Here is a 25,568-nt window from a genome sequence, read left to right as displayed (position 1 = left end):
CCATGATGGTCGTGGTCGTCTCCAATGCGCCCCCGAGATTGCGCGGCCGACTCGCCGCCTGGCTGGTCGAGATTCGCGCCGGCGTCTACGTCGGCGACTACTCCGCCCGCACGCGCGAGATGATCTGGGACCAGGTCCTGGCCGGGCTCGCGACCGGCGATGCGGTGATGGTCTGGAAGGCGCCCACCGATCAGGGTTACGATTTCCTCACGGCCGGAAAGAACCGGCGGATGCCGGTGGATTTCGATGGTCTGAAGCTGGTGAGCTTCCTTCCCGAAATGCCGCGGTGAGGGCCCATAGAAAGGCCATCTTTTCGGTAAGCTCTTTGACATCGTGATTTGTTCGGTAGATCAATGGTCTGCAGCAAGACTGTTCCCCGCCCACGCGGGGATGAACCGACTACGCCGCGCTCGGGCAGAACGCTGTCAGCCTGTTCCCCGCCCACGCGGGGATGAACCGTCCCCTACGAGGTCGCAACGGCGCTCTGCAACCTGTTCCCCGCCCACGCGGGGATGAACCGCCCTCTGGCTGACGATCACTGGCAGTGATAGTCTGTTCCCCGCCCACGCGGGGATGAACCGCGTGCGCGCCTCGATCATGCGGACCCCGGCGCCTGTTCCCCGCCCACGCGGGGATGAACCGGAGCAGAAGCAGCTGCGCCTCACCCCGTCGCTCTGTTCCCCGCCCACGCGGGGATGAACCGGGCCTGCGTGACGGGCTGCTGAGCAAGAAGGACTGTTCCCCGCCCACGCGGGGATGAACCGAGGCTGGTGGCCCGCGACCTGGTGCACCTTGACTGTTCCCCGCCCACGCGGGGATGAACCGGCCCGGCGCATGACGCCGGATGTTTCGCATCCCTGTTCCCCGCCCACGCGGGGATGAACCGTGGGGTATCGACCGGCTGGTGGAGCTGGTCAGCCTGTTCCCCGCCCACGCGGGGATGAACCGGCGAGATGGACGGCGGGCGCCGACGCAGCGGCCTGTTCCCCGCCCACGCGGGGATGAACCGGTGTAGGCGGCGGCCGAGTAGCTGGCCGCCTCCTGTTCCCCGCCCACGCGGGGATGAACCGGCGGTGCTGGGCCAGACCTCGACCACCGATGCCTGTTCCCCGCCCACGCGGGGATGAACCGCCGTTATCAACGGATACACGCTTCCGACATGCCAAGCACACACACTTGGCAGCCGGGTTGAGTGCTTGTCGCGTAAGTTATTGTAAAAAATTTGAAAACCGCGCTGTTCAACAGTTCGATTTTGACGGACCGCCCCCTTCACCGGCACCACAAATCCCAGGCCGCGCCTTTGCGCGGCGCCGCTTGTGTTTTCATGCGTCGATATCCGCCAGATCGCGCTCCAGCCGCGGGCGCAGGTGTTCGTGCTGGCGCGGCAGTTTCAGCGCCTCGCCCAGATGCGCGGGGTCTTCGTCGCGGGTAAAGCCGGGCGCGTTCGTCGCGATCTCGAACAGGATGCCGCCCGGGCTTCGGAAATAGATCGACTGGAAATAGTCCCGGTCGATCTGTGGGGTGACCTGCATCCCTGCCCGCGTCAACGCCGCGCGCAGCGCCTTCTGCGCGGCATCGTCGGGCACCGCGAAGGCGACGTGATGGACCGAGCCCGCGCCCTGCCCGGCGGGCGGGGCCGAAACCGTCTCGAGATCGACAATCCCCGCACCGTTGCTTTCGGACAGGGAAAACCGCGTCAGGGTACCCTCGTGGGCGGATTCCTCGTAGCCGAGGCATCGCAGCAGATCGGCTGTGGGCCCCGTCTCTGCCAGCCGTAGGGTCACCCCGTCGAACCCGCGGATCGCCATTCCGGCATCGACTCCCCCGCCGGTCCAGGGGGTGCGCCCGTCCGCCCGCTCGACCAGGGCGAACCGCTCGCCGTCCGGCCCCTCGAATTCCAGCCGCGTCTCGCCGAACCGGGTATCGCGCGACAGCCCCGCGACCGCGGCGCCCTCAAGCCGTGTCTGCCAGGCGCGCAGGCTGCCCTCGGGAATCGAAAAGGCCGTGACAGAGATTTCTCCGGTGCCGCGTGTGCCGCGCTGCGCCCTTTCGTAGGGGAAATAGGTCATCACCGTGCCGGGTGTGCCGGTCTCGTCCCCGTAATACAGGTGATAGACATCGGGCGCGTCGAAATTCACCGTCTTCTTGACGCGGCGCAGTCCCAGCGTGCCGGTGAAGAACGCGTTGTTCGCCACCGCGCTGGTGGCCAGCGACGTGACGTGATGCAGGCCCTCCACAGGCTGTGCCATCGCTTTTCTCCTGTTCGCTTCCGGTTGCCGTGAGATGCCCCTAGTGTGGGGTCGATCCGGGGAGGGACAAGGGCGGACACGGGGGCTGTGCGTTCGCGCACCGCCGGGACGCGCACAAGGGAGGATGCCGTGGAGGTCGACTACATCGTCGTGGGCGCGGGCAGCGCGGGCTGCGTGCTGGCCAACCGGCTCAGCCGCAAGGCCAGCGTCCTGCTGATCGAGGCCGGGGGGCGGGACAACTACCACTGGATCCACATTCCGGTGGGCTATCTCTACTGCATCGGCAACCCGCGCACCGACTGGTGCTATCGCACCGCCGAGGAACCGGGACTGAACGGGCGCAGCCTGCTCTATCCGCGTGGCAAGGTGCTGGGCGGGTGTTCGTCGATCAACGGCATGATCTACATGCGCGGGCAGGCGGCCGACTATGACCACTGGCGGCAACTGGGCAACCCGGGCTGGGGCTGGGATGACGTGCTGCCCTATTTCAGGCGGTCCGAGGACTATTTCGCCGGACCGGACGAGATGCACGGGTCGGGCGGCGAATGGCGGGTCGAGGAACAGCGCCTGCACTGGGACATCCTGGATGCCGTGCGCGACGCCTTCGTGGCCGCGGGCGTGCCCGCGACCGGGGATTTCAACCGCGGCGACAACGAAGGCGTGGGCTATTTCAAGGTGAACCAGCGGGCAGGGTTCCGCTGGAACACCGCGCGCGCCTTCCTGAGCCCCGTCAAGGACCGCGTGAGGGTCGAGATCCATGCCCAGGTCGAGCGGCTGATCGTCGAGGACGGCCGTGTTGTCGGTGTCCGCTACCGCCAGGACAATTCCATCAAGCAGGCGCGCGCGCGGGCCGAGGTCGTGCTGGCGGCGGGTGCCATCGGGACGCCGCAGATCCTGCAGCTTTCGGGGATCGGTCCGGCGGACCTGTTGCGCAGGCACGGGATCGAGGTGATCCGTGACGCCACCGGCATTGGCGCCAATCTTCAGGACCATCTGCAGATCCGCTGCGCCTACCGGGTGAGTGGGGCGCCGACATTGAACACCATGGCTGCGACCTGGATCGGAAAGGCCCGGATCGGCTGGGAATACCTGACCCGGCGTACCGGCCCCATGGCGATGGCCCCCTCGCAGCTTGGGGCCTTTGCGCGATCCTCGCCCGACCTCGCGACGCCCGACCTAGAATACCACGTCCAGCCGCTGTCACTCGACGCGTTCGGGGGTGCGCTTCATCCGTTTGACGCGATCACGGCCAGCGTCTGCAATCTCCGCCCCGAAAGCCGGGGTCACGTGCGCATCACCTCGCCCGATCCGCGCCGCGCCCCCGAGATCCGGCCGAACTATCTCGGTGCCGAACGCGACCGGCGCATCGCGGCCGAGGCGATCCGGCTGACCCGGCGGGTCATGGCCCAGCCCGCCATGGCCCCCCATTCGCCCGAAGAGGTGAAACCCGGCCCTGTCGGCGACGACGACGCAGCGCTTGCGCGGGCGGCCGGCGAAATCGCGACGACCATCTTCCACCCCGTGGGTACAGTCCGGATGGGCCCGGAGGCCGACGCCCCGATCGACCCCCAGCTCCGTCTTCGAGGGCTGTCGGGGTTGCGCGTCGCGGACGCCAGCATCATGCCGACGATCACCAGCGGCAATACCAACGCGCCAGTCATCATGATCGCGGAAAAGGCCGCAGATCTGCTGCTTGGTGCCTGAATTCCGCCCATTTTCACCCTTAGGCAAATGTAGCTGCCCACTAGAAAAGCGGTGGGGTGAAAATACGAAGGTGGTGCAATGGCGCATGGTACGAACGCGCCAGTCATCATCAAGCGTAAGAAGGTAGTGGGCGGCGGCGGACACCACGGCGGGGCATGGAAAGTGGCCTACGCGGATTTCGTGACCGCCATGATGGCCTTCTTCATGCTGATGTGGCTGTTGAACGCGACGACGGAAAAGCAACGCAAGGGGATTGCGGACTATTTCAATCCCACGATCCCGGTGAACCGGGTCTCCGGTGGCGGCGAGGGCGCCTTCGGCGGCGAGAGCGTGTTTTCCGAACGCATCCTCGCCCAGACCGGCACCGGTGCCGCGCAGCCGAGCCCCACGCCCGAGCGCCAGGCGCGCGGCTCGGTCGGGGCCGAGGCCGCTTCCGACAAGAAGGACGAAGCCCAGGCCGAGGCCGAGGCACAGGCCCTGCGAGAGATCGAGGAACTGCTGAACGGCAAGAGCGGCGAGACGGTTTTCAGCGAACAGCTCTTGCGCCACATCGCGACGCGGCTGACCGACGAGGGGCTGATCGTGGAAATCTTCGATCTTGACGAGGCGCCGCTCTTCGTCGGGGACGGTACCGACGCGATGCTGGTGCTCGAGGAACTGGTTGGCGTGATCGGGCAGGCCTTTGCGCTGGTCAAGAACGGGGTGTCGGTCTCGGGCCATGTCAGCTCGCGGCCCATCGTTCTGGCGGACAACCCGGTGTGGGACCTGTCGACCGCGCGGGCTCAGGTGGTGCGCCAGATGCTCGAGCAGACGGGGATCACGCCGGAGCGGTTCCAGAGGCTCAGCGGCTATGCCGACCGCAAGCCTGCCGTCTCGACGCCGATGGCACCGCGGAACAACCGGCTCGAGATCGTGCTCTTGCGGTCGGACACGGAGAACTAGACCGGATTTTAGATGTTAGGGACGCGTTAAATGTCGGGATGTAACGGTGCTGTCGGCTGGGGTCCAAGCAGCAGAAAGGTGCTTCCATGACGATTTCCTCCTCGCTCAATGCCGGTGTCGCGGGCCTTGCCGCCAACGCGAACCGTCTGGCGACGATTTCCGACAACATCGCGAACTCCTCGACCTACGGCTACAAGCGGTCGCAGACGGATTTCCACTCGATGGTGATCGGCTCCAACCGCGGCACCTATTCGGCCGGTGGCGTGCGCATCACCTCGATGCGCATGATCGACCAGCCGGGCGCGCTCGAGGCGACGAGCAATCCCACCGATCTCGCGGTGCGCGGACGTGGCTTTCTGCCGGTGACGCAGGAAACCGCCCTGATGTCGGGCACCGACGACTACCCGATGTATCTTGCGACGACAGGTTCGTTCCGGACCGATGCCAACGGATTCCTGCGCACCTCGACGGGCCTGGTCCTGCTGGGCTGGCCGGCGGACCCGGATGGAGCGATCCCCGCCTATCCCCGCGACACGTCCGACGGGCTTGAGCCGGTGCAGATCCAGACCAACCAGTTCGCCGCCGAACCGACCACCGAAATCACGCTTGGCGTCAACCTGCCCGCGACCGAGACCGAGTTCGGCGCGGCCGGTACGGCGCTGCCCCTGTCGGTCGAGTATTTCGACAACCTCGGGACGTCGCAAAGCATCAACGTTACCTACACGCCAACGCTTCCCGGTGCGCCCGGTGCCTCGAACACCTGGACGATGACGATGCGCGATTCCGCCCAGGGCGGCGCGCTGATCGGCGAGTACACGCTGGTGTTCGATGCCACCCAGGGTTTGGGCGGTACGCTCGATACCGTGACCCTGACCGCGGCCGGCACCGCCGCCGGCGCGGGCGTCTGGGATCCGGCCAGCGGTGTGCTGACGGTCGATGTTGGCCCGCTGGGTGACACGATGTCGATCAATATCGGTGCCCAGAACTCGGGCAGCATCATGACCCAGCTCTCTGACAGTTTCGCGCCCACGGCAATCAACAAGAACGGGTTCCCGGTCGGCAACCTGACCTCGGTCGAGGTCGACGGAAATGGCATGGTCAGCGCCGTCTTCGATACCGGGATCACCCGCACCCTCTACCAGATCCCGATCGTCGACCTGCCCAACCCGAACGGTCTGATCGCGTTGGACAACCAGATCTACACGCTGTCCAGCACCAGCGGATCGTTCTTCCTCTGGGATGCCGGAGACGGGCCCACCGGTGATGTGGTTGGCTACGCCCTCGAAGGCTCGGCAACCGACATCGCGGGGGAACTGACGGACCTGATCCAGACGCAGCGCGCCTACTCCTCGAACGCCAAGGTCATCCAGACCGTCGACGAGATGCTGCAGGAGACGACGAACATCAAACGCTAGGCCGCTACCTGCGGCCAGCGTGAAAGCGAGGTGAGAGATGAGCCTGAGCGCCAGCCTGTCGAACGCCCTGTCGGGCCTCAACGCCGCGTCACGGGGGGCCCAGGTCGTATCGTCGAACATTTCCAATGCGCTGACCGAAGGCTATGGCCGTCGCGCGCTCGAAACCTCGGCGGTGGCGGTCGGCGGGAACAGCGGCGGGGTACGCGTCGACGGTGTCCGCCGCGACACGAACCTCGCGCTGATCTCGGACCGCCGCCTCTCCCAGGCGGATACCGGGGATGCCGGTACCCGAGCCGATGCTCTCTCGCGGATCGAGGCGGCGTTGGGGACGCCCGACGATGCCGATTCCATCGCTGCCAGGATCGCGGCGCTCGAAGGCACATTCGTGTCCGCCGCCAGCCGGCCCGACAGCAACACGCGCCTGGCCGAAGTTCTTTCCACCGCCCAAAGCGTGGCCGGCTCGATCCGCGCGGCCGCCAAGGACATCCAGTCCGTACGGATGGACGCCGAAACCGCCATTGCCAGCGAGGTCGGAACGCTCAACGACTCGCTCGCCCGGATTGCCGATCTGAACTACGAAATCCGCAGCCACGCCGGAAGCCACGCGGACACCAGCGCGCTTGTTGACCAGAGGCAGGTGCTCGTGGACCGCATCGCCGAAATCGTTCCGCTGCGCCAGATCCCGCGCGAACACGGCATGATTGCGCTCTACACGCAGAGTGGCGCCGCACTCGTTGACGGCCCGCCCGCGGAGTTCGGGTTCGACAAGGTCGGCCTCATCGTTGCGGACATGACGCTCGCAAGCGGGGCGCTTTCCGGGCTGACCATGAATGGCGAGCCGGTCGCCACCACCGGGCGGTACGCGCCGATGGGCGGCGGGCGCCTGGGTGCGCTGTTCGAACAACGCGACGTTCTGGCGACCGAGGCGCAGGGCAATCTCGATGCCCTGGCCCGGGATCTCGTCGAACGATTCCAGGATCCCGCGCTCGACCCGAGCCTTGCCGCCGGGTCTGCCGGACTCTTCACCGACCTGGCCGGCGCCTTCGATCCGCTGGATGAACTCGGCCTGTCCGAGCGGATCGCCGTCAACACCGCCGTTGATCCCGACGCGGGCGGCGCGCTTTGGCGCCTGCGGGACGGTCTCGGGGCCGCCAGCCCAGGCGCTGTGGGTGACTCGACCCTGTTGACGGCCTTCACCGACGCATTGGCGCTTGGCCGAACCGTCGGGTCGGGTCCGTTCGCGGGTCAGTTCTTTTCGGCGGCCAATCTTGCCGCCGAGACCGTGTCTCTGGTTTCCGTCAAGGCGCAGGTCGCGATCGAGAGCGAAGGCTTCGCGTCCGCGCGCACCAATGCGTTGAAGGAGGCGGAACTCCAGGCCGGCGTCGATACCGATGCCGAACTTCAGGATCTGATGCTCTACGAGCAGGCCTATGCCGCGAATGCCAAGGTCATTCAGGCCGTCGATCAGATGATGCAACTGCTGATGGAGATATAGCCATGTCCTTTGTTTCCGTCGGCGACCTGTCCCGCGGTTTCGCCCTTCGCACCCAGACGGCCGACATCAAGGCCCGGCTGAACCGGCTTGGCGAGGAGTTCAGCACGGGCATCACCGCCGATCCGGCCGCCCGTCTGCGCGGCGACTTCCGCGCGCTTGGGGCCATCGAGCGCAGCCTCAAGGTCATGGACTCCTACGAGATCGCAACCAAGGAGGCCGCGCTCACGACCGAGGCGATGCAGAATGCCCTCGGGCAGGTTCACGATGCATCCCAGAATCTCAGTTCCAGCCTCCTGAACGCATCGAACATGTTCGATGCGCGGACCATCGATGTGCTGGGGGCAGACGCGAAAGGCTGGTTCGAGATGTCGGTGTCCGCGCTGAACGTCCAGGTCGCCGGGCGGACGCTGTTCGCGGGTGCCGCGACCGATCGCGCGGCGCTGGCGACGGGTGCCGAAATCTACGATGACGTGAAGGCCGCGGTCGCGGGCCTGACGACCGCTTCGGATGTTCTCGACGCAATCGATCTGTGGTTCGACGCACCTGGCGGCGGCTTCGAGACATCGGGGTATCTCGGGTCGGCGAGTCCCGTCGGTGCGGTGCGCCTGAACGATGGCAACAGTCTTGCGCTCGATGTCTCCGCCGCGGACCCGGTCATTCGCGACACCCTGAAGGACATGGCCGCGGCCGCATTGTTGTCCGATCCCACCCTGTTCGGCGGAGACGTCACACAGCGTACGTCGCTTGCCGCGCGGGTCGGTGAGAGTCTGTTGACGAATTCGGGTAATCTCACCGCGCTGCGCGGCGAGATCGGCTCCGCCCAGGCACGGGTCGAGAGCATCCGAACCGAGAACTCTGCCAGTCGCCAGATGTTCGAGCTGGCGCGGATCGACATGCTTGCCGTCGACCAATACGATGCGGCCAGCGAGTTTCAGGCCGTCGAGGCCCAGCTCGAGACCATCTACACCGTCACCGCGCGCCTGTCGCGTCTCAGCCTAGCGGACTACATATGATGCTGCGTCATGCTCTGATCCTGCTTCTTGCCCTGGTCGTCGGGGTTCCCGCCGCTGCAGGGCCGATCCGCATCAAGGATCTGGTCGAGTTCGACGGCGTGCGGGGCAACGACCTTGTCGGCTACGGTCTCGTCGTGGGCCTGAACGGCACGGGCGACGGCATCCGGAACGCACCCTTCACCGAAGAGATCATGTCGAGCATTCTCGAACGGCTCGGCGTTAACGTTACCGGCGAGCAGTTCCGGCCCAAGAACGTCGCGGCCGTTTTCGTTACGGCGGAACTGCCGCCCTTTGCACGGGCAGGGTCGCAGATCGACGTGACGGTTTCGGCCATCGGCGACGCCAAGAGCCTGCTTGGCGGCACGCTGGTGATGACGCCGCTTAACGCCGCCGATGGCCAGATCTACGCGGTGTCCCAGGGCACGGTGATCGCCGGCGGCGCGTCTGCCGAGGGCGAGGGCGCTGCCGTCGTCCAGGGCGTTCCCACGGCGGGTGTCATCCCTTCCGGCGCGCGTGTGGAGCGGGAGATCGAGTTCGATTTCGGCGGGCTGACCTCACTGCGTCTGGCCCTGCGCAGCCCCGATTTCACGACCGCCGGCCGGATCGAGGCGGCGATCAACAACAGCTACGGGCGCGGTGTCGCGCGGATGATCGATTCCGGCACCGTCCTGCTCGATATCGGCGCGACCCAGGCGCCCTCTCCGGCCCATGCCTTGCAGCGGATCGAGGGCATCACGGTCGAGCCGCAACGAAAGGCCCGCGTGGTCGTCGACCAGAGGTCAGGAACCATTGTCATGGGCGAGGACGTCCGGATCTCGCGCGTGGCGGTGTCGCAGGGCAACCTCACGATACGTATCGAAGAAGAGCCACTCGTCGTGCAGCCCAACCCCTTCACGCAAGGCCAGGCGATTGTCGTGCCGCGGACCAAGGCCGACATTCAGGAAGAGCCGGGCATCGGACTGGCCGAGATCGACGAAGGCGCATCGCTGTCCGAGGTTGTCGCTGGGCTCAACGCGCTGGGCGTCTCGCCGCGGGACATGATCGACATCCTGAAAAGCATCAAGGCGGCCGGAGCGCTGCATGCGGAATTCCTCGTGCGCTGACGCTGGCACGGGCCTTGGCCCCGTTCCGCGATGTCCCAGGGGCCGGACATGAAGTATTCGTCGGCAAGGCTCCATTGGGCTTTCGGTTTTCTGGTGGCCGAGAGCGCGTGAGGCAAAGGGTTGCCGACCGCCCGTCAGGCACCGAGATGGACTATTTACGGCAATCTGCCTGCATGGCGCTGGCCCATGGCATCAGGGCGTCGATGTCCGTGTCCGCGTGGCCTTGGCGGTACCGTTGAAGAGATCGATCAGACGGGTCAGGGGGACCGCTCATTCCGCAGACGCCGGTCAGGCGTGCGAGGCGTGGCCCGGATTGATGCCTGTTATGTCCGGCTTGTTGAGCGGAATACCGGCGCAGAACCAAGTCCTGCCGCCGCCTTCACGACCGAGAATCACCAGCCCTTGTCCGCGCGGCGCTTTGGGATCTGTCGGTCACGGGACTCCAGCGGTTCGGACTTCCCGGGCCGTGCAGTCTAGCCGGACGGGAAATAGCCCCGCACCAGCGCCTCGGAGATCAGCGTCCAGCCATCGGCCACGACGAAAAAGGCAAGTTTGAACGGCATCGCTACCACCGCTGGCGGCACCATCATCATGCCCATCGACATCAGGACGGCCGCAACCACCAGGTCTATGATCAGGAACGGCAGGAAGATCAGGAAGCCGATCTCGAAGGCCCGTCCGATCTCGCTGAGCAGGAAGCTCGGCACCAGGACCGAAAGCGGCGCCTCCTCGATCGGCCCCGTCAGGTCGGCTTGGGGCCGAAGCGATGCAAGCGAGTCAAAGGTGTCGGCCTCGGCCCGGGCGGCCATGAAGGTGCGGAACGGATCGATGATGCGGGGGATCGCCTGTTCGATCGGCAGGGTTTCCTCGACCAGCGGGGTCACCCCCTCCTGCCAGGCCTGGGTGAAGGTCGGTTCCATCACGAAATAGGTCAGAAACAGCGCCAGGCTCACGATCAGCATGTTCGGCGGCGATTGCTGGAGGCCGATGGCCTGGCGCAGGATCGCCAGCACCGTCACGATGAACGGAAAGCAGGTCACCATGATGGCCAGCCCCGGCGCCAGGCTCAGCACAGTGACCAGCAGGATCAGCTGCACCCCTGTGCCGGCGAGCGAGCCGCCCTCGCCAAGTGAGATCGACACCTCCTGCGCGCCGGCGGGCAGGGCGAGCGCGACCAGCGCGACAATGGCGGGGACGAGGGGAGCGCGCATCGCTCAGCCGCCCTTGACGGTGTCGATCACCTCGGTCAGGCGCACTGCGATCTGGCCGGGCTGCGCGCCCTCGACCTCCTGCAATTCGCCCCGGGCGATCAGGCGGTCGCCGATGTAGAGTTCCACCGGATCGTCGATCCGCCGGTCAAGCGGCAGCACGCCGCCACGTTCGATCCGCAGCAGATCGCGCAGCAGTGGGCGCGCCTTGCCGACCGAGACGGTGATCTCGATCGGAACCTGGTCGAGCAGTCTGGCCCCCAGCGCTTCGGCCGGGCCGTCGGATGTGGACTCAGCCATGACGGCGGGTCTCCTCTTGGGTGGTCAGGAAGTCCTCGAGCGCGGTCCGGATCGCGGACAGCGTCCCGTCGATGTCGATCTCTTTCTCGGCGGTCCCGGCCGAGACCAGTGCCTGGCCGGGGCCGAGCGTGTCGTCCTCGACCACGACCAGCGGCAGGCCCGGGTCTCGGCCGACCAGCTCTTCCAGTGCATCGCGGTTTTCGGGACAGACCCGCATCCGCACCGGCCGGTCGACTTCGGCATCCGCGATCTGCATTGCGGTCTCGACAACGGTCCGGGCGAACCCGTCTGCGGCGATCTGCGGGATCACCCGTTCGACCATCGCATTGAGCAGCGGCCCGAGCGCGCCAAGGACATGGGCGCGCGCCTCGTGATAGCTGAAGGACATCTCCTGCAGGGTCTTGGCGAAGTCGGCTGCGATCCGGGTCCGGGCCTCGGCCTCGGCGGCGGTCGCATCGTCCCAGCCGGCCTTGTAACCGTTCTCGTAGGCGTTCAGGCGCATGTCCTGGGTGTCGGGCGGCTCGGGCTGCGCCACGGGCTGTTGCGCGGCTGGCTGCGGGGCCGAGAAATCCTCGAGGTTCAGCCTGTTCATGAAGGCGTCTCCCGCCTGTCTTCCATCCAGCCGCGCAGGATGGCGAGCGATTCCTCGCGCCGTTCCTCGATGAGGTCGCGCAGCCGGCCAACCGGGTCTTCATCGGCGGATCCGAACCCGCTGTCGGTGAACGCGGAAGGATCGAGCGTGTTCATCGACATCGTGGCCATGGGCAGGCCGCCTGCGAATCCGTCATCGGGGTCGATCTCGCCGTCGAGCCAGGCCGGGCCGTCACTGGCGGGCCGGGGCGCGGGCAGGCTGGGCGGCATTGCGCGACCCGAGCCAGCCAGGATCGGCCGGACGACGAACAGGCCGAGGATCAGCGCGACCACGGCCAGCACGCCAAGCTGGATCAACGTCAACGGATCGACGGAGACGTCGCGGAAGATACTGTTTTCGGGTCCGGTGCCGGGCGCGTCAACCGGTTCGAACTGCATTGATTTCAGCGTGATGACATCGCCCCTGTCCTCGTCGTAGCCAGCGGCCGAGGCGACCAGTTCGCGCAGCGCCTCGAGGTCTTCCTCGGGCAGCGGCTGCCAGGTCGGGTTGCCGGCATCGTCAACCCCGGCAATCCCGTCGACCAGGACCGCCACACTCAACCGCTTGACCGCACCGGGGGCGCGCAGGATCTCACGCTCGGTCTCGGAGACCTCGTAGTTCACCCGCTCGCGGGTTTCGGATTCCTTGCGCTGGGCCTGGCGGTTGGTCGAACCGTCGCCCTCGGGCAGGTTGCTGGCCACTGTCACCGCGGCACCGCCCGAATCGCTGGAACTGGTCGAGCGTTCCTCGTTCTCGGCGCTGATCGCGATGCGGCTGTCGGGGTCGATCACACGTTCGCGGATCGACTCGCTCTGCATCTCGGTCTCCAGGCTCACCTCGACCACGGCGCGTCCCGGCCCGAGCCGTGCGGCCAGCAGCCGTTCCAGCCGCGCCTTCAGGGCCTCGGCCCGGTCGTCGGCATCGCCGCCAAAGCCCGGAACCGCATCGTCGGCCACCACGGTGCCGGTATTGGCGTCGATCACCGAGACATCCCCGGCACTCAGGCCGGTGACGCTGGCGGCCACCAGGTGGCGCAGCGCGTTGGCCTGTGCCGGGGCCAGCGCGCCGCCAGCGGCGCCCACGGTCACCGCCGCCGAGGGCTTGGCGTTGCGGGCAAAGGGCCGCGCCGAGGGGGTGGCGATATGCACGCGCGCGCTGCGAAACTGGGGATTGGCAAGGATCGTCCGGGCAAGCTCGCCTTCCTTGGCGCGCCAGTAGGCCGCGTCGAACATCTGCGACGTGGTGCCGAACCCGGAAAGACCGTCCAGCAGTTCGTATCCCGCGGATCCGGTCGCCGGCAGCCCCTCGCTGGCGAGGGTCATCCGCAGCGAGTCGCGCTGGCGGGCATCGACGTAGATCGCGGGCCCGCGCACCTCATAGGCCACGCCACGCTGGTCGAGGGCGCCGATCACGTCGCCGGCCGCCGAGGTGTCCAGCCCGGAATAGAGAAGCGCCATCCGAGGGGTCGTCGCGACGCGCGACAGGGCCAGGACCGAGGCGAACATCGCCACTGTCGCCAGAATCACGATCATCCGGCGGCGCGGGGTCAGTCCGGTCCAGATGGCCAATAGCTGCGTCAAGACTGGTCTCCCGATCCTGGGGCTTCTGCCCCGTTTCTGCCGCACATCCTTCGCAGGACCGGCTTAACAATCGGTTAGCCCTCATTCGGCTATAGAGAGCCGGACAGACAAGGAGCCCGGGCCAATGGCCAAGACCGAAACCGACGGGGAAGACTCCCCCGCCAAGCGTTCGAAGAAGCCGCTGATCCTTGGCGTCGTCGGGGCCATCGTGCTCGGCGGCGGGGCGTTCTTCGCGCTTTATTCCGGCATGATCATGGGCGGTGACGATCACTCCAAGACGGCTGCCGATGGTCACGGCGGTGGCGATGGCCATGGCGGCGAATCGCTTCTGTCCAGCGTGGCCTTCGTGCCGGTCGATCCCCTGATCATAACGCTCGGACCCGAGGTGCAGGGCCGCCACCTCAGGTTCCAGGCCCAGCTCGAGGTCACCCCCGCCTACCAGCAGGAGGTGACATTGCTCATGCCGCGTGTGCTGGACGTGCTGAACAGCTACCTGCGTGCCGTCGAGGCGGACGAATTCGAACGGCCGACCGCGCTGATCACCTTGCGTGCGCAGATGTTGCGCCGGGTGCAGCTTGTCACCGGGCAGGATCGGGTGCGCGACCTGCTGATCACCGAATTCGTGCTGAACTGAGGAGGGTTGGATGGCGTTGATCGCGGATATCCTGCTGATCGCCGGGGCACTGGGCGCCACGCTCTACTGCCACGTTCTGGCCCGCCGATTGCGGCGTTTCAACGATCTGGAAAAGGGCATGGGCGGTGCGATCGCCGTGCTGTCGGCCCAGGTGGACGACATGACCCGGGCGCTGCACGGCGCACAGAGTTCGGCACGACATTCAACCGATGGGCTCGAAAGCCTGACAGGACGGGCAGAAGAGGTCGCCCGCCGGCTGGAGCTTCTGGTGGCCGCGATGCACGACCTGCCGGGCGAGGATCTCCGGGCGCCGGCCGCCGCGGCCCCGCGCCCTGCTCCGCCCGCGCCGCCTCCCGCCGCGCCGTCTGCGGCCATGCCCGCGGATGAAGGACCGATGGTCCTGTTCCGCCGACGCCCCGCCCAGGAGGCCGCGGAATGAGCCGGACCATGCCAAGGATTCGCCCCAGCGGCGCAGTTCTTCCTGTCATCGCCGGACTTTTTCTGGCGTCGGGGCTGATCCGCTTTGGCGGCGGCACCGCGCAGGCCCTGACCGAGGAGATCCGTCATCTCGCTGCCCAGAGCGATGCCACGCAAGAGATCCCGGCCGAACCCTGTCCGCCGCCGCCCGACATCGCGGCCGTCCTGTCCGCGCTTCAGACCCGCGAGGCAGAGATCGAGCTGCGCGAGGTCGCGCTTGACGAACGCGAGGCAACCCTCGACATCGCCCGCGAGGAGATCGCGCGCCAGATGGCGGCGCTGGAGGCGGCCGAGGCCGCGCTCGAATCGACCATCACCATCGCCGACGAGGCGGCCGAGTCCGACATCGCCCGGCTGACCGCGGTCTACGAGAACATGAAGGCCGAAGAGGCCGCCGCGCTGTTTGCCGAGATGGACCCGGATTTCGCGGCGGGTTTCCTCGGCCGGATGCGGGCGGATGCGGCCGCGGCGGTCATGGCCGGTCTCGACCCGACGGTAGCCTACTCGATCAGCGTGATCCTCGCGGGACGCAACGCACGCGCACCCAAGGAATAATCAGCCTTTCTTAACGCGGGCCTGCGAGAGTCCGCGGTGACACGTATGCAGCGGGGCGGCCATGATCGGCATTGTCGGCATCATCATCATCTTCGCGATGGTCTTCGGCGGCTACATTGCTGCCGGCGGCAAGCTGGGGATCATCCTCAAGTCGCTGCCCTACGAGATGATGATGATCGGCGGCGCGGCGATCGGCGCGTTCGCGATCAGCAACGACATGGCCGCGATCAAGCACACGTTCAAGGATGTCGGCAAGGTGTTCAAGGGCCCCAAATGGAAGCCCGGCGACTATCGCGACCTTCTCTGCCTGCTGTTCGAGATGATCCGCGTCGCGCGGCAGAACCCGCTGGAACTGGAAAGTCATATCGAGGCGCCCGGCGAGTCCACGATCTTCGGCCGCTATCCCAAGATCGCCGCCGATTCCGCGGCGGTGGAACTGATCTGCGACACGCTGCGTGCGGCCAGCATGAACTACGATGATCCGCACCAGGTCGAAGAGGTTCTCGAAAAGCGGCTCGAGGCGCACATGCACCACGCGCTTCATTCCAGCCATGCGCTTCAGTCGATCGCCGACGGCCTGCCCGCGCTGGGGATCGTCGCGGCCGTTCTGGGCGTGATCAAGACCATGGGCTCGATCGACCAGCCGCCGGAAATTCTCGGCAAGATGATCGGCGGCGCGCTGGTCGGCACCTTCCTCGGCGTGTTCCTTGCCTATGGTTTCGTCGGGCCGTTCTCGGTCAAGGTGAAGGCCGTGGTCGAGGAGGACGCTCACTTCTACCACCTTATCCGCGAGGTTCTCGTCGCGAACCTGCACAACCACCCGCCGACGATCTGCATCGAGGTCGGACGGCAGAACACCCCCGGCGGCATGCGCCCCAGCTTCTCGGAGCTTGAAGAGGCGTTGAAATCCGCCAAGAACGAGGCAGCCTGATGCAGCGGGCGCTGCTTCTTGTCCTTTTCCTGCTGTTCGGCATGCCCGCGGCCGCCCAGACCGTCGCGATCCGGTCGGGCGAGCATGCGGATTTCTCGCGCCTCGTGTTCGAGGTTCCACCGGACGAGACCTGGACCCTGGGCCGTGGCCCGGACGGTTACCTGCTCCGGTTCGACAACCCCGATCTCGATTTCGCGTTCGGCGGCATTTTCAACCTGATTCCGCGAACACGTCTCGTCGAGATCGGTCTGGCCGAACCCGGCATCGTGGCGCTCCGTGTGTCCCGGGATGTGCATGCCGAGGCCTTCACCTTGCGCCCGGGCATAGTCGTTCTCGACCTGCGGGATGGGCCCGCCCCGGGGGACTCGCCGTTCGAGCGGCCGCTGATCTCCGAGGATGTCGCGCCCCCCGCAGAAACCAGGCCAACCGTCCGGGTGCCGCAGGTCCGGCTACCGCTGGATGCCGGACGCCGGGCGACCGCGTTGGTCGTTGGCCGGTTCATTCCGCCCAAGGTGCCTGACCTGGCGGCGGCAACCGATCCCCGGGTGGCCGACGCGCGATCGGAACTGATGAAACAGATCGGACGCGCCGCAGCGCAAGGTCTGCTTGAACCGGCCGATATCGCCCCTGCTCCGGCCCTGCATCCGCCCGGTCATCAAGGCCATGACAGCGCCGAAGCGTCCGATCCTCCGCCCGAGCCCTCGCTTCCGGGCCTTGGCGATCGCCCCAACATGCATGTCGAAACCAGCATCGATCGCGGCTACGGTCCCGGCGCGAACGGCCAGGATCGGTCTGCGCTTGGGGATCCGTGCTATCCGGATTCCTATTTCGATCTCGCGTCCTGGGGGGCCCACCTGCCGCCGGCCGCGCTGATCGCGGATCGGCGCGGATCCCTGCTCAACATGCGGGATGCGGCCGATCCCGACGGGGCCGGGAACCTCGTTCGGGCCTATCTTGCCCTGGGATTCGGCGCCGAGGCGCGCGCGGTCATCGATACGGTCGGCCTTGATACGCCCCCGGCAGCGATCTGGCGTCAGCTCGGGGCGATCATCGACAGCGGGCTCGCCGATACGCCCGAGCTTTTCGATGGCCAGATCTCCTGCCCCTCGCGCGCAGCGCTCTGGGCGGCGCTTGCGAGGCCGCAGATCCCCTCTGTCAGCGATGTCGACGAAGCCGCCGTCATTCGCGGCTTCTCCGAGTTGCCGCTCCACCTGCGCCGGCATCTTGGCCCGATCCTTGCCGAGCGGTTCCTGTCCTCCGGGGAAACGGCCGCCGCGACGCGGGTGCGCAATGCCGTGGCGCGTGCGGGCGACAAGACCCGGTCGGGCGAACTCACCCTGGTCGAGGCGCGGCTCGACCTTTCGCAGGGCGAAACCGACTCGGCCGAGGCCCGGATTGCCGAGGTTCTGTCCGAAGGCGGTCCGTCGTCACCGGAAGCCATCGTCCTGCAACTCGAAACCGATCTCGCGGCGGGGCAGGTCCCCGAGGCCGATGCGCTTGCCCTGGCCGAGGCGCTTGCCTACGAACGGCGCGGCACGGCGTTGGGAAGTCGCCTGCTTGAACTTGCGATCCGGGGCCACGCAGCGCGCGGGAATTTCGCGACGGCCTTCGGAATGCTGGTCCACCACGGGCTGGACACCCGGGAAGAGCTGGTGTCGGACCTGGTGCGCGGTTTGGCGGGCCAAGGCGACGACGCCGAACTCTTGCGCCAGGCTTTCGTCGGCGTGCTGGCCCGTCCCGAGGTGAGCGTCGTCCCGAATGCGCGCTTCGCGGTCGCCGACCGTTTGCTGCGGCTCGGTTTCGCAGCCCGGGCCGAGGAAATCGTGGCCATGATACCGCCGCAGGGCACCAGTCAGGAGCGGTTGGTGCGTGCGCGTCTCGCGCTGGCGGCCGGGCGCCCCGAGCAGGCCACGCAATACCTGTCGGAGGTCGACACGCCAGAAGCCGACCTGCTTCGGGCAGAGGCTGCCCGCAGCCGTGGGGATCTCGCGATGGCGGCAGATTATTACGCCGCCGCCGGAGAAACCGGAAAACAGGCCGAACTCGCCTGGCGTGATCGGGACTGGTCCACCGTCGAAGCAAAGGGGCCGGAAACCCAGAGCGGCTATGCGGTGCTGCGACAGCAGACGCCAGCCGCCTCGTTCGATCCCGCGGCAGAGCCCAGCCTTTCCGGCGCCAGGGCGCTGCTCGAGGGAAGCGAGGCCATGCGTGACCGCCTGAAGGATTTGCTGGTTTCATCCGGGCCGCGCTGAGACCGGCAGGGGATTCAGCCTTTCTCAACCTGCGCGCCCTAGCCTGCGATCAGACAGGACAGATCCGGACAGGCCAGAATGGCACTTCCCAGACCCAAGCGACCCGTCCAACCGCGTCTTCGGGCGTCGGATGGCGGCTTTCGCGCTCCCTTCCCGACCCACGCGCCGCCTCGCGGAAAACGCGCTCGCGCGGCGGTTTCGAGGCTTGATCGCGCCCACCGCCGGTCGCGGGCTTGCAGCACCTGGCGCCGATGGGGAATGAGAGCGTGCTGAATCTCAGCCTGAAGGACATGTTCCGGCCGACGATCCTGCTGGCGCTTGCGTTGATGGCGGTCATCGTGATGATGATCCTGCCGATGCCGGCCTGGGTGCTGGACATCGGTCTCGCCGCGTCCTTCGCGATCGCCATCCTGATCTTCACCGTCACGCTCTTCATCGAGCGGCCGCTGGATTTTTCGTCCTTTCCGACCGTCCTGCTGGCCGCGCTGATGCTGCGGCTGTCGCTGAACGTCTCGTCGACCAAGCTCATCATCGGCCAGGGCCATACCGGCACCGGCGCGGCGGGTGACGTGATCGAGGGGTTCGCGATGTTCGTCATGGGCGGCAGCGTGTTCCTCGGCCTCGTCGTCTTTGGCGTGCTGATGATCGTCAACTTCATTGTCATCACCAAGGGCGCGGGCCGCATGGCCGAGGTCGGCGCGCGTTTCGCCCTCGACGGGATGCCGGGCAAGCAGCTTGCCATCGACAGCGACATGGCCGCGGGCGCCATCGACCATGCCGAGGCCAAGCTGCGGCGCGAACGCGAGCAGGCCGAGACGACCTTTTTCGGCTCGCTCGACGGTGCGTCGAAATTCGTCAAGGGCGACGCCGTGGCGGGGCTGCTGATCACGCTGCTCAACTTCGTCATGGGGCTGGCGATCGGTGTGATCCTGCACGGGATGCCGATCGGCCGCGCGTTCGAGACCTATGCGATCCTGACCGTGGGCGATGGCCTGGTCAGCCAGATCCCGGCGGTCATCATCTCGATCGCCGCGGCGCTTCTGCTGTCGCGCGGCGGTGCCACGGGAACCGCCGATCTCGCCCTCTTCAGCCAGCTTGGCCGGCACCCCGCCGCGCTGGGTACGGTCGCGGTACTGCTGGGCCTGTTCGCGCTGGTGCCCGGCCTGCCGTTCGTTCCCTTCATGGCGGGCGCCCTTGCGCTTGGGGGTGCGGGCCTGATGATGACCCGGCGGGCCGAGCGCGCCGCAGAGGAGGCGGCGAAACCGCAAGGCAAGGATGCCGCCGCCGCCAAGCCCGAAAGCCGTCTGGGTGATCTGCTCGACCTTGACGACATCCATCTCGAGTTTGCGCCGGACCTCGTCGGAATGGTGCTGGACCCCGCCACCGGGATCGAGGCGCGGATCACCTCGATGCGGCGCCATGTGGCCGAAACCTATGGCCTGATCCTTCCCGAGATCCGGTTGACCGACAATGGTGCGCTGGCGCAGGGCACCTATGTCATGCGCATACAGGGCGTCGAGCAGGCCCGCGACCGGCTGCGCCCCGACCAGGTCCTGGCGCTTCGGGCCGACGACGCGATGATGCTGCCCCCGGGCGAGGACGTGCGCGAGCCGGTCTACGGTGCGCCCGCCCGCTGGGTTGCTGTCGAGCAGCGCGAGGATCTCGCCCTGCTCGGCGTCACGGTGGTGAACGCGTCCGAGGTGCTGGCCACGCATCTGCTGGAAGTCGTCAAGCGCAACTTCGCGCGGCTGATGACGAACCGGGCGCTGCGCCGGCTTCTGGACGAGCTGACGAACCTTTCCGACACCGACCGCGCCGCCGCCAACCGCCGGATGCTGGAGGAACTGGTGCCCGACAAGGTGCCGACCGACCTGCTGCTCGCGGTGCTGCGGCTGCTGCTGGACGAACGGGTTTCGATCCGCAACCTGCCGCTGATCCTCGAGGCCATCTCCGAGGCGCGGCCCTCGCATGCCAGCGCCGAGGCGATCTGCGAGCATGTCCGCCGCCGGCTCGGCTTTCAGCTTGTCGCCGATCACCGGCGCGAGGACGGCACCCTGCCGCTTCTTCAACTCGCCCCCGAGTGGGAGGAACGTTTCACGACCTACCAGGTCGCGAACGACTACGGCCCCCCCGACGTCGCCCTGCCGCCCGAGGAGTTCAACCGGCTTGCCGGCGCGGTCTCCGAGCGGCTGGCCCGGGCCGGCGAGGCGGGCGTCTTCCCGGTGATCGCGACATCCGGGCGGCGGCGGCGTTTCGTCCAGACGGCCCTATCCGCCAAGGGACTCTCGGTTCCCGTCCTGTCCTTCGAGGAGATCGGCACCAACAGCCGCCCGTCGCTCGTTGGCATGGTGGCAGCATGAGCTACGATCTGGCGCAACTCGCCGAGGCCTGGCAGCCGCTTCTCTGGGCCGGATGGCTGGTGTTTCTGAGGGTCGGCGCGGTGATGGCGATGCTGCCCGCCTTCGGCGAGCGGGCCGTGCCGGTGCGGGTGCGCCTCGGCCTGGCGCTTGCCTTCACGGCGGTCGTGGCGCCCGCGGTTGCGCCTGGACTTGACGTTTCGCCCGGGCCGCTTGGCCTTGCGCTGGTGACCGAGACGGTGATCGGCCTTGCCCTCGGACTTGTCCTGCGGTTGATGATCCTCGCGCTGCAGATGGCCGGCGAGATCGCCGCGCAGGCGACTTCGCTGGCCCAGCTTCTGGGCTCGATGTCGATGGATCCGCAGCCCGCCATGGGGCGGCTGATGATGATGGCCGGACTTGCGCTGGCGGTGATGTCGGGGCTGCACGTGCGCGCCGCCGAGGCGATGATCCTGTCCTATGACCTGATGCCGGCGGGCCGGTTCCCGGAGGCCGCGGACCTTGCCGACTGGGGCATCCGGGGGATTGCGCGCGGCTTCGGGCTGGCGACCACGCTGGCCATGCCCTTCGTCATCGCCGCCCTGATCTACAACCTTGCGCTCGGCGTCATCAACAAGGCGATGCCGCAGCTCATGGTCGCCTTCGTCGGCGCACCTGCACTGACCGCGGGCGGTTTGATGCTGCTCTTGCTGGCACTGCCGCCGATGCTCGCGCTCTGGCAGGGCCGCCTTCTCGATCTCTTCGCCGCCCCGTTCGGAGTCGCGGGATGAGCGACGAAAGCCCCGGCGACAAGCAGTACGAGCCGTCACAGAAAAAGCTGGACGATGCCCGGAAGAAGGGCGAATTCGCCAGATCGAACGACCTCAACACCGCCGCCGCCTATGCCGGGTTCGCACTGACCGCGCTGGGACTGGGGGCGGCCAGCCTGACGGCGCTGGGCGAAATCGGTGCGGGGCTGATCGGCCAGGCCGACCGGATTGCGCCGCTGATGCTGCACGGGCATGGAAGCGCGCCGCTGGGCGGGCTGATGGGCAGCACGGCGATGGCCGCGCTGCCCTGGTTGACGGTGCCAGGTTTGGCCGCGCTGGCCGCGATCCTGGCCCAGCGCAGCCTTGTCGTCGCGCCCGAAAAGATAAAGCCCAAGCTTTCCAAGGTGTCGCTGATCCAGAATGCGAAGAACAAGTTCGGCCGCGGCGGCCTGTTCGAATTCGCCAAGAGCACGGCCAAGCTGTTTCTCTACATCCTCCTCGTCGGCGCCTATCTCTCGGCCCATGTCGAAGAGATGCTGGGCACCATGCACCTTTCGCCGGCGATGGCGGCGGCCACCTTCTGCCGGATGGCGGCCGAGTTCATGGCGGTGGTGGTCGCGATCGCCGGTGGAATCGCCGCGGTCGACTATCTCTGGCAGGTCGCCGAGCACCGGCGCAAGAACCGGATGTCCCACGACGAACTGAAGGACGAGATCAAGCAGTCCGAGGGCGATCCGCACATGAAGCAGCAGCGCCGGCAGCGCGGGATGGACATCGCGACCAACCGAATGATGACGGATGTGCCCTCGGCCGATGTGGTGGTCGTCAACCCGACGCACTACGCGGTGGCGCTGAAATGGGACCGGTCGCGGCCTGGCGCGCCGATCTGCGTCGCCAAGGGTGTCGACGAGGTCGCCGCCCGGATCCGCGAGGTCGCCGCCGCCTCGGGCGTGCCGATGCGGCGCGACCCGCCGACCGCCCGCGCGCTTTTCGCCACCGTCGAGATTGGCGAGGAAATCCGGCCCGAGCATTACCGTGCCGTCGCCGCCGCCATCCGCTTTGCCGAAGACATGCGCACCCGCGCGAGGGCCCGGTGATGGCGCCGCCCGACGACAGGTTGAAGCGGCTGGGCCAGGTCGGGGGCGTGCTGCGCGATGCGGCGCTCGCCCGTCTTCGGACCGCGGCCCAGGCGTGCCGCCGGATCGAGGCCGAGATCGCGGCGCTCGACGCCCAGCGCCGTGCCCTTGATGACGAAGCCGACCCGGCCGTCTGCGCGCTTCTCGGCGACAGCCGCGAACGCTGGTACCGCGAGAGGCGCGCCGCGCTGAACGGCGCGCTGGCCCGCGCCAGGGTCGAAGAGGCGATGCGGATGAAGGAGGCTGCCCGCGCTTTCGGGCGCGACGACGCATTGCGGCGGCTTGTCCACCGGGCCGAGGGCGGCTGAGCCGCCGATCAGGCGTCCTGGCGGACGATGTCGGTGATGAGAATGTCGCGCACGTCGGGCCCCAGCACCTTCTGGGCGACCTCCACCAGCGCGCGGCGCAGCATCGTCATGTTGCCGCTTTCGGTGAATGCGCCGTCGAATCCGCCGGCATTGGCGTGATCGAACATCACCTGCAGGAACACATCGCGCAGCTTGGGCTCGTGCTTGAAGACCAGCTCGGTGCCGCCGGTGCCTGTCATCTCGACGCTCAGCGACATCACGACCAGCGACCCGACCCGGCCGTTGCGGACCACGGGGATCACGAACTGGTTGTTCAGTTTGACGAAATCGCGGGTCGGATCCGTCGCGCCGTCATGGCCGTCCGCGTGACCGGCATCTCCGCCATGGGCTGCGTCCCCGTCATGGGCGGTGTCCGCGCCCTGCTCGGCGCCATGTTCCGCGGCCGGATCGGTACTGGGGGCCGGCCGCAGGAAGAACCCCGCCGCCCCCCCCACCAAGAGGCCGACGACTGCGATGATGACGGGAAGGAGCTTGCCCATGTCGATCCTCAGAACGGCAGGATGATGTCTGCGATCTGCTGACCGTAGCGCGGTTGCTGCATGTCGGTGATCTGCCCTCGCCCGCCATAGGAAATGCGTGCCGAGGCGATCTTGTCATAGGTGATCTCGTTCTGGCGCGAGATGTCCTGGGGCCGGACATAGCCCGTCACGATCAGTTCGCGCATCTCGAAATTCACCCGCACCTCCTGCGACCCCTCGATCCTGAGAACGCCGTTCTGCAGTACCTCGGTGACCGTGGCGGCAACACGCAGCGTCATCTTCTCGTTGCGCCGGACAGATCCGTCGCCGTTGTGGCTGGAGGTCGAATCCGCATCGGCGGCATTCGCCATCGTGCTGCCGTCGGGCAGGATGCGGTCGACGATCTGCGGAATTCCCATCATCTGCGGTACCGCCATCGAGGTCGACCCGCTGCGGCTGCGCGCGGTGGAATTCGAGATCTCGGCCTTGTCGTCGATCTCGATCACCACGGTCATGATGTCGCCGCGCCGTTCCGCCCGCCGGTCGCCCAGCAGCGAGTTGCGCCCCGCCGCCCAGAGCGAGGATCTGTCCGACGGATTGCGCCGGTCGATCGATTCGGGCAGGCCCCCGGGCGAGGTCATGGCGTAATATTCGTTCGTGCCCTCGATCGGCTTGAACGAAGGCGCCTTTCCGACATCCTCGAGCTTCGAGCAGGCGGCGGGGAAGGCGAGCGCCGCGGTACAGGCGATCAGGGTCAGGCGTTTCATGGCAGCAGGACTCCTCAGGGTCTGGTGGAGGCGCCGACGGTCACGGTGCCGTCAGGCGCGACATATCCGGTCACGGTATTGCGCGAGGCGAGGTTCATCACCCGCAGCGCGTCGCCGACGCCCGCACGGTCCAGCGCGCGGGCATCCGCGGCGATGTTCACGGCGCCGTTGCGGTAGAGCAGCGTCACGATCTGGTTGCGCTCGATGATCGCGGGGGCGCCGATGTCGCCGGCCAGGATCGGGCGCCCGGCATACAGGTTCACGCGCGCCTCCTGGCCGATCGCCTCGGCCGGGTCGATCAGCGCGCCCGGCATCTCGCCCTCGGCCACCGCGACATCGGCGGGCCCGAGAATGGTCTGGCCGCGGATCGTGCGGGTGGCCACCAGCATCTCGGCCGGGGCGGGACAGGCTGCACAGAGCGCGCCGAGGAGGAGCATCGCGCGTATCATCGGATCTGCGTCGTTGCGCCAAGCATCTGGTCGGCCGCGGTGATCACCTTGGAATTCAGCTCGTAGCCGCGCTGGGCCTCGATCAGTTCGGTGATCTCGCGCACGGCATCCACCGAACTGTCCTCGAGATAGCCCTGGCGTAGTGTTCCGAACCCCTCGTCGCCGGGCACCCCCGCGATCGGGCCGCCCGAGGCTTCGGTCTCGGTGAAGAGGTTCGAGCCGATGGCCTCGAGCCCCTTCTCGTTGGTGAACATCGTCAGCGTAAGCTGGCCCAGAAGCTGCGGTTCCACCTGATCCTGGAAATAGGCATAGACCTCGCCCTCGGCGTTGATCGAAATGCTGCGCGCATCGTCGGGGATCACGATGCCCGGTGCCACCTCGAACCCGTCCGAGGTCACGATCAGCCCGTCGCCCGTGCGTTTCAGCGACCCGTCGCGGGTATAGGCAGGGTTGCCGTTCGGCAGCGTCACCTCGAGATAGCCGCGCCCTTCGACCGCGACGTCCAGATCGTTGCCGGTCTGCGACAGCGACCCCTGCGCGAGGTTCACCGTGACCGAGGCGGGCCGGACGCCCAGGCCCAGCTGCACGCCCGTGGGCAGCACGGTGCCATCCGAGGCGTTGATCGTACCTGCGCGGGTGACCTGCTGATAGTGCAGGTCCGCGAACTCGGCCCGGCGGGCGTCGTAGCCCGTGGTGTTCATGTTGGCGAGGTTGTTCGAGATCGTCTCGACCCGCATCTGCTGGGCCGACATGCCGGTGGCGGCGATGGCAAGGGCGCGCATGGGGGTTCAGTCC

The 25,568-nt window shown here is 67.3% G+C and carries 25 protein-coding genes and 1 CRISPR repeat array; of the genes, 16 read left to right on the top strand and 9 right to left on the bottom strand.

Annotated elements, in window-relative coordinates; genetic code table 11:
- Positions 1 to 5 precede the first annotated feature (5 nt).
- Positions 6 to 290: a type I-E CRISPR-associated endoribonuclease Cas2e gene (gene cas2e / locus EV655_RS02980; RefSeq protein ID WP_279389324.1), complete on the top strand. Its 285-nt coding sequence runs from the start codon at positions 6 to 8 to the stop codon at positions 288 to 290.
- 79 nt (positions 291 to 369) lie between these two features.
- Positions 370 to 1,131: direct repeats of the CRISPR family, unit length 29 nt; unit sequence CTGTTCCCCGCCCACGCGGGGATGAACCG.
- Positions 1,132 to 1,322: 191 nt separating this feature from the next.
- Here cas2e and EV655_RS02975 read toward each other — a convergent pair.
- On the bottom strand, positions 1,323 to 2,249 hold the full coding sequence (locus tag EV655_RS02975; RefSeq protein ID WP_132541598.1) for a VOC family protein: 927 nt from the start codon (positions 2,247 to 2,249) through the stop codon (positions 1,323 to 1,325).
- 129 nt (positions 2,250 to 2,378) lie between these two features.
- Here EV655_RS02975 and EV655_RS02970 point away from each other — a divergent pair, with 129 nt between their 5' ends.
- The 6 genes from EV655_RS02970 to EV655_RS02945 all read left to right on the top strand — a co-directional run bounded on the left by EV655_RS02970 (position 2,379) and on the right by EV655_RS02945 (position 9,921).
- Positions 2,379 to 3,953, top strand: coding sequence for a GMC family oxidoreductase (locus EV655_RS02970; RefSeq protein ID WP_132541595.1), 1,575 nt, complete (start codon positions 2,379 to 2,381; stop codon positions 3,951 to 3,953).
- 78 nt (positions 3,954 to 4,031) lie between these two features.
- Positions 4,032 to 4,895, top strand: coding sequence for an OmpA/MotB family protein (locus EV655_RS02965; protein WP_132541592.1), 864 nt, complete (start codon positions 4,032 to 4,034; stop codon positions 4,893 to 4,895).
- 86 nt (positions 4,896 to 4,981) lie between these two features.
- Positions 4,982 to 6,310, top strand: a complete 1,329-nt coding sequence (locus EV655_RS02960) for a flagellar hook protein FlgE (protein WP_132541589.1) — start codon at positions 4,982 to 4,984, stop codon at positions 6,308 to 6,310.
- A gap of 37 nt (positions 6,311 to 6,347) precedes the next feature.
- Positions 6,348 to 7,805, top strand: coding sequence for a flagellar hook-associated protein FlgK (flgK, locus tag EV655_RS02955; RefSeq protein ID WP_132541586.1), 1,458 nt, complete (start codon positions 6,348 to 6,350; stop codon positions 7,803 to 7,805).
- Between the two features lie 2 nt (positions 7,806 to 7,807).
- The gene (locus EV655_RS02950) at positions 7,808 to 8,818 is read left to right on the top strand and encodes a flagellin (protein WP_132541583.1); all 1,011 of its coding nucleotides are present in this window, start codon (positions 7,808 to 7,810) and stop codon (positions 8,816 to 8,818) included.
- Positions 8,818 to 9,921 carry a flagellar basal body P-ring protein FlgI gene (locus EV655_RS02945; protein ID WP_132541580.1) on the top strand — a complete coding sequence of 368 codons (1,104 nt, stop codon included), beginning with the start codon at positions 8,818 to 8,820 and terminating at the stop codon, positions 9,919 to 9,921. Before EV655_RS02950 ends, EV655_RS02945 begins: the two co-directional genes overlap by 1 nt.
- Positions 9,922 to 10,394: 473 nt before the next feature.
- Here EV655_RS02945 and fliP read toward each other — a convergent pair whose 3' ends face one another.
- From fliP to fliF, 4 genes are read right to left on the bottom strand one after another with little or no spacing between them, the layout of a single operon-like run.
- Positions 10,395 to 11,132, bottom strand: a complete 738-nt coding sequence (gene fliP / locus EV655_RS02940) for a flagellar type III secretion system pore protein FliP (protein WP_132541577.1) — start codon at positions 11,130 to 11,132, stop codon at positions 10,395 to 10,397.
- Positions 11,133 to 11,135: 3 nt separating this feature from the next.
- Positions 11,136 to 11,429, bottom strand: coding sequence for a FliM/FliN family flagellar motor switch protein (locus tag EV655_RS02935; protein WP_132541574.1), 294 nt, complete (start codon positions 11,427 to 11,429; stop codon positions 11,136 to 11,138).
- Positions 11,422 to 12,021 carry a FliH/SctL family protein gene (locus EV655_RS02930; RefSeq protein ID WP_132541571.1) on the bottom strand — a complete coding sequence of 200 codons (600 nt, stop codon included), beginning with the start codon at positions 12,019 to 12,021 and terminating at the stop codon, positions 11,422 to 11,424. Before EV655_RS02930 ends, EV655_RS02935 begins: the two co-directional genes overlap by 8 nt.
- A complete protein-coding gene (gene fliF / locus EV655_RS02925; RefSeq protein ID WP_132541568.1) occupies positions 12,018 to 13,640 on the bottom strand; it encodes a flagellar basal-body MS-ring/collar protein FliF in 1,623 nt (540 codons plus the stop codon). The genes EV655_RS02930 and fliF overlap by 4 nt, the downstream gene beginning before the upstream one ends.
- Before the next feature lie 124 nt (positions 13,641 to 13,764).
- Here fliF and EV655_RS02920 point away from each other — a divergent pair, with 124 nt between their 5' ends.
- The 9 genes from EV655_RS02920 (at position 13,765) to EV655_RS02880 (ending at position 23,039) form a co-directional block, all read left to right on the top strand.
- Complete coding sequence (locus EV655_RS02920; RefSeq protein ID WP_132541565.1) at positions 13,765 to 14,274, top strand: flagellar basal body-associated FliL family protein; 510 nt, start codon at positions 13,765 to 13,767, stop codon at positions 14,272 to 14,274.
- 10 nt (positions 14,275 to 14,284) lie between these two features.
- Complete coding sequence (locus EV655_RS02915; RefSeq protein ID WP_132541562.1) at positions 14,285 to 14,713, top strand: hypothetical protein; 429 nt, start codon at positions 14,285 to 14,287, stop codon at positions 14,711 to 14,713.
- The gene (locus EV655_RS02910) at positions 14,710 to 15,306 is read left to right on the top strand and encodes a MotE family protein (protein WP_132541559.1); all 597 of its coding nucleotides are present in this window, start codon (positions 14,710 to 14,712) and stop codon (positions 15,304 to 15,306) included. Before EV655_RS02915 ends, EV655_RS02910 begins: the two co-directional genes overlap by 4 nt.
- A 61-nt stretch (positions 15,307 to 15,367) precedes the next feature.
- Entirely contained in the window at positions 15,368 to 16,237 is an 870-nt protein-coding gene (motA, locus tag EV655_RS02905) for a flagellar motor stator protein MotA (RefSeq protein WP_132541556.1), read from the top strand.
- Positions 16,238 to 16,527: 290 nt separating this feature from the next.
- On the top strand, positions 16,528 to 18,489 hold the full coding sequence (locus tag EV655_RS02900) for a hypothetical protein (RefSeq protein WP_132541553.1): 1,962 nt from the start codon (positions 16,528 to 16,530) through the stop codon (positions 18,487 to 18,489).
- Between the two features lie 290 nt (positions 18,490 to 18,779).
- The gene (flhA, locus tag EV655_RS02895) at positions 18,780 to 20,849 is read left to right on the top strand and encodes a flagellar biosynthesis protein FlhA (RefSeq protein WP_424511297.1); all 2,070 of its coding nucleotides are present in this window, start codon (positions 18,780 to 18,782) and stop codon (positions 20,847 to 20,849) included.
- Entirely contained in the window at positions 20,846 to 21,616 is a 771-nt protein-coding gene (locus EV655_RS02890; protein ID WP_132541550.1) for a flagellar biosynthetic protein FliR, read from the top strand. Before flhA ends, EV655_RS02890 begins: the two co-directional genes overlap by 4 nt.
- Positions 21,613 to 22,692 carry an EscU/YscU/HrcU family type III secretion system export apparatus switch protein gene (locus EV655_RS02885; protein WP_132541547.1) on the top strand — a complete coding sequence of 360 codons (1,080 nt, stop codon included), beginning with the start codon at positions 21,613 to 21,615 and terminating at the stop codon, positions 22,690 to 22,692. The genes EV655_RS02890 and EV655_RS02885 overlap by 4 nt, the downstream gene beginning before the upstream one ends.
- On the top strand, positions 22,692 to 23,039 hold the full coding sequence (locus tag EV655_RS02880; protein ID WP_132541544.1) for a hypothetical protein: 348 nt from the start codon (positions 22,692 to 22,694) through the stop codon (positions 23,037 to 23,039). Before EV655_RS02885 ends, EV655_RS02880 begins: the two co-directional genes overlap by 1 nt.
- A gap of 8 nt (positions 23,040 to 23,047) precedes the next feature.
- Here EV655_RS02880 and EV655_RS02875 read toward each other — a convergent pair whose 3' ends face one another.
- Genes EV655_RS02875 through flgG form a run of 4 tightly spaced genes read right to left on the bottom strand, consistent with a single transcriptional unit; the run spans position 23,048 to position 25,555 of the window.
- On the bottom strand, positions 23,048 to 23,578 hold the full coding sequence (locus EV655_RS02875) for a flagellar basal body-associated FliL family protein (RefSeq protein ID WP_132541541.1): 531 nt from the start codon (positions 23,576 to 23,578) through the stop codon (positions 23,048 to 23,050).
- Between the two features lie 8 nt (positions 23,579 to 23,586).
- Positions 23,587 to 24,324 carry a flagellar basal body L-ring protein FlgH gene (gene flgH / locus EV655_RS02870; RefSeq protein ID WP_132541538.1) on the bottom strand — a complete coding sequence of 246 codons (738 nt, stop codon included), beginning with the start codon at positions 24,322 to 24,324 and terminating at the stop codon, positions 23,587 to 23,589.
- Positions 24,325 to 24,338: 14 nt separating this feature from the next.
- Positions 24,339 to 24,770, bottom strand: coding sequence for a flagellar basal body P-ring formation chaperone FlgA (flgA, locus tag EV655_RS02865; RefSeq protein WP_132542119.1), 432 nt, complete (start codon positions 24,768 to 24,770; stop codon positions 24,339 to 24,341).
- A complete protein-coding gene (flgG, locus tag EV655_RS02860; RefSeq protein WP_132541535.1) occupies positions 24,770 to 25,555 on the bottom strand; it encodes a flagellar basal-body rod protein FlgG in 786 nt (261 codons plus the stop codon). The genes flgA and flgG overlap by 1 nt, the downstream gene beginning before the upstream one ends.
- Between the last annotated feature and the right edge of the window lie 13 nt (positions 25,556 to 25,568).

Origin of the sequence: Rhodovulum euryhalinum (assembly GCF_004342445.1) — a bacterium.
Lineage (GTDB): Bacteria > Pseudomonadota > Alphaproteobacteria > Rhodobacterales > Rhodobacteraceae > Rhodovulum > Rhodovulum euryhalinum.
Note: the sequence above shows the minus strand (reverse complement) of the source record. Positions and strands in the feature narration are given on the sequence as shown.